Annotated in this window: 7 protein-coding genes; 6 read left to right on the top strand and 1 reads right to left on the bottom strand. The window is 69.9% G+C overall.

Translation table 11 applies throughout. The annotated features are described in order from the left end of the window. Positions 1 to 123 (top strand): SDR family oxidoreductase (locus ABDW35_RS27970; RefSeq protein WP_343717136.1); only part of this gene is annotated, 123 nt, incomplete at its 5' end. 32 nt (positions 124 to 155) lie between these two features. On the opposite strand, the gene ABDW35_RS27965 is transcribed toward ABDW35_RS27970, so the two are convergent. Beyond that, positions 156 to 1,013, bottom strand: coding sequence for a helix-turn-helix domain-containing protein (locus tag ABDW35_RS27965; protein WP_343717135.1), 858 nt, complete (start codon positions 1,011 to 1,013; stop codon positions 156 to 158). Positions 1,014 to 1,176: 163 nt separating this feature from the next. Between ABDW35_RS27965 and ABDW35_RS27960 the strand changes: the two genes are divergently transcribed. Genes ABDW35_RS27960 through ABDW35_RS27940 form a run of 5 tightly spaced genes read left to right on the top strand, consistent with a single transcriptional unit; the run spans position 1,177 to position 7,195 of the window. Beyond that, positions 1,177 to 2,478, top strand: coding sequence for a sugar ABC transporter substrate-binding protein (locus ABDW35_RS27960; protein ID WP_343717134.1), 1,302 nt, complete (start codon positions 1,177 to 1,179; stop codon positions 2,476 to 2,478). Between the two features lie 44 nt (positions 2,479 to 2,522). Next, positions 2,523 to 3,422, top strand: coding sequence for a sugar ABC transporter permease (locus ABDW35_RS27955; RefSeq protein ID WP_343717133.1), 900 nt, complete (start codon positions 2,523 to 2,525; stop codon positions 3,420 to 3,422). A 10-nt stretch (positions 3,423 to 3,432) separates the two neighbouring features. Continuing rightward, positions 3,433 to 4,272, top strand: coding sequence for a carbohydrate ABC transporter permease (locus ABDW35_RS27950; RefSeq protein ID WP_343717132.1), 840 nt, complete (start codon positions 3,433 to 3,435; stop codon positions 4,270 to 4,272). Between the two features lie 33 nt (positions 4,273 to 4,305). Next, complete coding sequence (locus tag ABDW35_RS27945; RefSeq protein ID WP_343717131.1) at positions 4,306 to 6,246, top strand: beta-galactosidase; 1,941 nt, start codon at positions 4,306 to 4,308, stop codon at positions 6,244 to 6,246. 22 nt (positions 6,247 to 6,268) lie between these two features. Then, positions 6,269 to 7,195, top strand: coding sequence for an aldo/keto reductase (locus ABDW35_RS27940; protein WP_343717130.1), 927 nt, complete (start codon positions 6,269 to 6,271; stop codon positions 7,193 to 7,195). Positions 7,196 to 7,266 lie beyond the last annotated feature (71 nt).

Genomic DNA, 7,266 nt, shown 5'->3' with positions numbered 1-7,266 from the left:
AAGCGCGCCGGCACGCCGGAGGAGATCGCCCGCTCGGTCCTCTACCTGGCGTCGGACGACGCCTCCTTCGTCACCGGCACCGCGTCGCTGGTGGATGGCGGCATCTCGATCGCCCGGGGGTGATCGCCCGGGAAGGGGGCGGGGCGCGCCCGCCCTCACCCGCCGCGATAGAGCATGCGGTACTGGCGCGGCGGCATGGCGAAGTGGCGGCCGAAGGCCTCGTAGAAGCGCGACACCGACCCGAAGCCCGCCTCGAAGGCGATGGTGACGATGTCGGTGTCGGTCGACAGCAGCAGCGCCTGCGCCACGTAGAGGCGCTGGCGCGTCAGGTAGCCGCCGATGCTCATGCCCAGCGCCTCGCGGAAGATCGCCATCGCATAGTTCGGATGCAGGCACACCGAGGCCGCCACGTCGGTGACGGAGATCGGGTCGCCGGCATGGGCGGCGATGAAGCCGGCCATGGTCCAGACCTTGGCGTGCCGGCCCTCCGCCGCCGCGGCGCCGTCGCCGGTGTCGCTCAGCACCTCCCAGCCGCACAGGTCGCTGCGCCGCAGCCGCTGCTCGATCTCCTGCCGCACCAGGGCGGTGATTCGCTCGTCGCCCCGGTTCAGCTCGCCGTGCCAATGCTCGAACTGGGCGGCGTCGAAGGGCAGCGGCGCGCGGTCGCCGATCAGGCCGCCGCCCAGCACCGAGCTCTTCAGCCGCGGCCCCAGCGCGGCGCTGAGGAACATCTCGATCGGCAGGTACAGGCAGACGAAGCTGGCCGGGCTGGACACCTCGATCGTCTGGTGCGGGATGGCGCCCCAGAAGAACACGAAGTCGCCGGCCCCGATCGTCACCCGCCTTCCGTTGAACAGGTAGGTCGCGGCGCCTTCCAGCATCAGGTTCAGCTCGATCTGGCTGTGCTGGTGCGCCCGCCGCATCACCAGCACCTCGCGCCGGGCGTCGGCGCTGACGGCGCGCTCGGAATGGCCGGGCAGTCTCGGTATGCGCACGCTCTGGGCTCGGCTCATCGGCAACCTTAGGATCCCGGAAGAATTCGTCCCGGAGCGGGACGACATGCGGAAACCATCGATTCATACTCCCCCCGCAAGGCGACGGTAAGCTCCGCGAAGAGGGGTCCGCCACCCACAGGACCCGCCCGTCGGACCGAACACGAGACGAGGGAGGACCCTGATGAGTGGAATCGGCAGGTTTGCCGGCATGCTGGCCGGCGCGGCCGTCTTGGCCCTGACGGCGCCGGCGATGGCGCAGTCGGACGTGAAGGGCGAGATCACGGTCTGGAGCTGGAACGTCGCGGCGACGGCGCTGAAGGCCGTGGTGCCGGACTTCAACAAGGCCTATCCGAACGTCAAGGTGACGGTCGAGGACCTGGGCAACCAGCCGGTCTATGACCGCGGCCTGGCCGGCTGCTCCGCCGGCGGCATCAACATGCCGGACGTCTATTCGGTCGAGAACCACGAATCCGAGGTGTTCTGGGCCCGCTTCCCCGACTGCTTCCTGGACCTGAAGTCGCTGGACGCGAAGGAGGCCGACCTCCTCGCCAAATTCCCGAAATTCAAGCTGGCGGAGCTGACCGTCGGCGACAAGATCTACGCCATGCCCTGGGATTCCGGCCCGGCCGTGGTGTTCTACCGCCGCGACATGTACCAGGCCGCCGGCGTCGACCCGGAGAAGATCGCCACCTGGGACGACTTCATCGCCGCCGGCAAGGCCGTCCAGGCCAAGGCCGGGCCGGACGTCAAGTTCCTGTCGACCAACAGCGGGGCGACCAGCACCACCTGGTTCCGCATCCTGGCCAACCAGGCCGGCTGCGCCTTCTTCGACGAGGCGGGCGAGACTGTCACGGTCAACCAGCCGGGCTGCGTCCAGGCGCTGGAGACGGTGAAGAAGATCGGCGATGCCGGCCTGTTCATGGAAGGCGACTGGGACGGCAGCCTGCAGGCGATCAAGGCCAACCGGCTGGCCAGCTCGGTCTACGGCGCCTGGTATGAGGGCTCGGTCCGCGGCAACGCGCCGGAGCTGAGCGGCAAATGGGGCGTGTTCCCGCTGCCGGCCTTCGCCGCCGGCGGCAACCGTGCCGCCAATATCGGCGGCTCGTCGCTCGCCATCCCGGCGTCGTCGAAGAACCCGCAGGCGGCGCTGGCCTTCATCAACTTCGCGCTCGGCCGGCCGGACAGCCAGATCACCCAGCTCAAGGCCTCGGGCCTGGTGCCGACCCTGCCGGACGCGGTTCACGACCCCTATGTCCAGCAGGCACAGCCCTATTGGGGCGGCCAGAAGATCTGGGAGGTGGTGCTGAACACGCTGCAGCAGATCAAGCCGGCGCGCGGCACCCAGTATTTCGCCGAGGCCGACAACATCGCCGACGGCATCCTGCTGGCCTATCTGAAGGGCGGCTCGAAATCCGCCAAGGAGACCCTGGACGAGGCGGCCGAGCAGATCTCCGCCGCCACCGGCCTGCCGGTCGCCGAGTGATGGGCGCCGCCACCCGAGCCGGCCTTCGCGCCCCGCGCGGGGCCGTGCTCCCCGCGGCGGAGGCCGGCGCCGGGTGGCGCCGCCGGCGGCACGCGCTGGCGCCGTATTGGTTCCTGCTGCCCTTCTTCCTGGTCTTCGCCCTGTTCTGGTGCTGGCCGATCATCGATTCGGCGCTGCTGTCGCTGCAGAACACGCGGGTGAACCCCTGGGTCTGGAACATCGGCATCAACTGGCGGCGCCTGCTGGTCGACCGCGCCTTCCAGGAGGCGCTGAAGAACACGCTGATCATCCTGGCGATCCAGGTGCCGGTGATGCTGGCACTGGCCACGCTGCTGGCGGTGGCGCTGAACTCGCCGCTGCTGAAGCTGCGGCCGATCTACCGCTTCGCCTTCTTCGCCCCGGTGGTGGTCTCGGACGTCGCCTATTCGGTGGTGTTCCGGCTGCTGTTCAACGGCCAGTTCGGCGCGGTCAACCACGGCCTCGCGGCGCTGGGCCTGGCGCCGATCGACTGGCTGCACGACCCGGACGCGGCGATGGCCACGATCATGGTGGCGGTGACCTGGCGCTGGACCGGCTACAACGCCATCATCCTCCTGGCCGGGCTGCAGTCGATCCCGCGCGACCTGTACGAGGCGGCGGCGATCGACGGCGCCACCCCGGCCGCCCGCTTCTTCCGCATCACCCTGCCGCTGCTGAAGCCGATCGTGGTGTTCTGCCTGGTGCTGTCGATCATCGGCACCATGCAGCTGTTCACCGAGCCCTGGCTGATCACCGAGCGCGGCGGCCCCGGCGGCGCCACCGAGACGCTGGGCACCTATCTCTACAAGCAGGGCTTCGTCAGCCTGAACTTCGGGTACGCCGCGGCGATCGCCTACACCATCGCCGGCATGGCGGCGGTGATGGCGGCCGTCAACCTGATGCTCACCCGCGGCCGGAAGGCGTGAGGAGATGGCCATGTCCCGCTCCATGACCTCGCGCCGCCGCTGGGGCAGCCTGCTGCTGACCGGCGGCATGGCGCCCGTCGCGCTGCTGTGGCTGGCGCCGCTGTACCTGATGGTGATCTTCGCCACCCAGCCCGACTACGCCATCTTCTCGCCGGAGCTGCCGCTGACCCCCGGGGGCAATTTCTGGGAGAACCTGGCCTTCCTGGACGACACCGCCAGCTTCGGCCGGGCGATGCTGAACTCGATCGGCATCGCCACCGTCTCCGCCGTGCTGTCGCTGATGCTGACCAGCATGGCCGGCTACGCCTTCGCCCGCTTCCGGTTCGTCGGCAAGCAGGCCGCCTTCAGCCTGCTGGTGGCGACGCTGACTGTGCCCTATGCCGTGGTGATCATCCCGCAATATGTGCTGGTGGCGCGCGACCTGGGCCTGTCCAACACCTGGATCGCGGTGATCGTGCCGCCCTTGTTCAACTCGATCGGCGTGCTGTTCATGCGCCAGACCTTCCTGTCGCTGCCGCAGGAGCTGCTGGACGCCGCCCGCATCGACGGCGCGCGCGAGGGCCGGATCTTCTTCACCATCGCCCTGCCGCTGGTGCGGCCCAGCATGGCGGCGCTGGCGATCATCCTGTTTCTGGCCTCCTGGAACAACTACCTGTGGCCGCTGCTGGTCGCGACCCAGCCGGGGGCGCGCACCGCGCCGGTGGCGCTGGGCAGCCTGATCGGGCTGAATGTGGTGCCCTGGGGCGCGCTCATGACCGGGGCCATGCTGCTGACCCTGCCCATGCTTGTCGTGTTCATCTTCCTGCAGCGCTACTTCGTCGCCGGCATCACTGCCGGCGCGGTGAAGTAACGCCCTACCCTTCGCTCCTGACGAGGCTGTCTCATGCTCGGCGTCTGCTATTACCCGGAACACTGGCCCGAAGCGTGGTGGGAGGACGATGCCCGCCGAATGCGTGAGGTCGGCATAACCTTCGTCCGCATCGCCGAATTCGCCTGGTCGCGGATCGAGCCGGAGCCGGGGCGCTTCGACTGGGCCTGGCTCGACCGCGCCATCGACACGCTGGGCGCCGCCGGGCTGAAGGTGGTGATGTGCACGCCGACGGCGACGCCGCCGAAATGGCTGGTCGACCGCCACCCGGACATCCTGCCGGTCAACGAGTATGGCGGCACCCGCGGCTTCGGCTCGCGCCGCCACACCAGCTTCTCCAGCAGCACCTGGCTGCGCGAGAGCGCGCGGATCACCGAGGAGGTGGCGCGGCGCTACGGAGCTCACGACGCGGTGGCCGGCTGGCAGACCGACAACGAGTTCGGCTGCCACGACACCGTGCTGTCCTATGGCCGCGAGGATGTCGCCGCCTTCCGCACCTGGCTGCGCCACCGCTACCAGACGCCGGAGGCGCTGAACCAGGCCTGGGGCAACGTCTTCTGGTCGATGGAGGTGAACGGCTTCGACGAGATCACCGCCCCTGTCGGCGCGGTGACCGAGACCAACCCGGCGGCACGGCTGGACTACTGGCGCTTCGCCTCGGACCAGGTCGCGGCCTACAACCGGATGCAGGTCGAGATCATCCGCCAGCATTCGCCGGGCCGCTTCGTCACCCACAACTTCATGGGCTTCTTCCAGGAGTTCGACCATTGGCCGCTGGGCGAGGACCTGGATATCGCCTCCTGGGACAGCTACCCGCTGGGCACGCTGGAGAAGATCGCCTGCGACGATGACGAGCGGGCACGCTGGGCCCGCACCTCGCACCCCGACCTAGCGCCGTTCAACCACGACCTGTACCGCGCCGTCGGCCGCGGCCGCTGGTGGGTGATGGAGCAGCAGCCCGGCCCGGTGAACTGGGCCGCCTGGAACCCGGTGCCGAAGTCCGGCATGGTCCGGCTGTGGAGCTGGGAGGCGCTGGCCCATGGCGCCGAGGTGGTCAGCTATTTCCGCTGGCGGCAATGCCCGTTCGCGCAGGAGCAGATGCATGCCGGGCTGAACCGGCCGGACCGCAAGCTGTCCCCCGGCGGCCTCGAGGCGACGCAGGTCGGACAGGAACTCGCCCGGATCGGCGCCCTGCCCGCCTCGGCCCGCGCCCCGGTGGCGCTGGTGTTCGACTACGAGACCTCCTGGATCACCCGGATCCAGCCGCAGGGCCGCGACTTCCGCTACACCGACCTGGCGTTCCGCTGGTACGAGGCGATCCGACGCCTGGGCCTGGATGTCGATTTCGTCCGCCCCGGCGCGTCCCTAGCCGGCTACAAGGCGGTGGTGGTGCCGTCGCTGGCGCATGTCTCGGACGCCGCGCTGCAGGCCTTCGCCGCGACCGACGCCATCATCCTGTTCGGCCCGCGCACCGGGTCGAAGACCCGCGACTTCGCCATCCCGGACGAGCTGCCGCCCGGCGCGCTGCAGGAGCTGCTGCCGCTGAAGGTGATCCAGGTGGCGTCGCTGCGCCCGAACCTGGCCGAGCCGGTCGAGGGGCCGGGCCTGTCCGGATCCATCCGGCGCTGGCGCGAATGGCTGGAGACCGACCTGCCGGTGCAGGCCAGCTTCGCCGATGGCGCCCCGGCCCTGGTCGGCGACGGCAACCGCTTCTATCTGGCCGGCTGGCCCGACCCGGCGCTGCTGCGCGGCGTCATGGCCGACCTGCTGGGCAGCGTCGGGCTGCCCGTCGCCGAGCTGCCGGAGGCGGTGCGGCTGCGCCGGCGCGGAAACCTGACGTTCGCCTTCAACTATGGCGAGGCGGATTGGGCGGCGCCGGAGAAGGATGCCGGCCGCTACCTGCTGGGCGGGCCGGTGGTGCCGCCGCAGGGCGTGGCCTGCTGGCGGGCGGAGTAAGGCGCGAGCGGAAGGGGAAACGATGATCTACGGCACGATCCCGGGCGTGGCCAGGCCGGTCGCCCGCATGGTGATGGGCGTCGACAATCAGGACGACCTGGCGCAGGCGGCGCCGCTGTTCGACGACTATATCGAGCGCGGCGGCAACTGCTTCGACACCGCGCGGATCTATCTGCGCGGCCGCTGCGAGGCGCTGTTCGGCGAATACCTGGCGAGACGCGGGGTGCGCGACGACATCGTCCTGATCGGCAAGGGCGCGCACACGCCGAACTGCACGCCGGAGGCGGCGCGGAGCCAGTTGGAGCAGAGCCTGGAGGCGCTGCGCACCGACCGCGCCGACATCTACTTCCTGCACCGCGACAACCCGGAGGTGCCGGTCGGCGAGTTCGTCGACGTGCTCGACACCCTGCACCGCGAGGGCCGGATCGGCGTGTTCGGCGGCTCGAACTGGAGCCTGGAGCGGTTCCGGGCGGCCAACGACTATGCCCGCCGCAACGGCAAGGCCGGCTTCACGGTGCTGAGCAACAACCTCGCCCTGGCCCGGATGGTCGAGCCTGTCTGGGCCGGCTGCGTCTCGGCCCGCGACCCGGAGTGGCTGCGGTATCTGGAGGAGAGCGGCACGGCGCTGTTCGCCTGGTCCTCGACCGCCCGCGGCTTCTTCACCGAGCGCGGCGACCCGTCCAAGGCAGAGGCGGAGCCGGAGATCGCGAAGTCCTGGCACGCCGAGGACAATTTCGAACGGCGGCGCCGGGCCATCGCTTTGGCTGGGAGCAAAGGCACGAGCCCAGTGCAGATCGCCATGGCCTGGGTACTGTCGCAGCCCTTCGCCACCTTCGCCCTGTCCGGCCCGCGCACGCTGGACGAGAGCCGCCGCAACATCGAAGGCCTGTCCGCCGACCTGACCCAGGCCGAGCGCGACTGGCTGGACCTGAAGCGGGACGCGCTTTAGCGCCACAGGAACCGCACCGCCCTCCTTTCTAGTCCCCCCTCCCCTTGCGGGAGGGGGGTAGGGGGAGGGGT

Source organism: Inquilinus sp. (assembly GCF_039594555.1).
In the GTDB taxonomy this organism is placed as follows: Bacteria; Pseudomonadota; Alphaproteobacteria; order DSM-16000; family Inquilinaceae; genus Inquilinus.
This window is presented reverse-complemented; position numbering and strand designations above follow the sequence as displayed.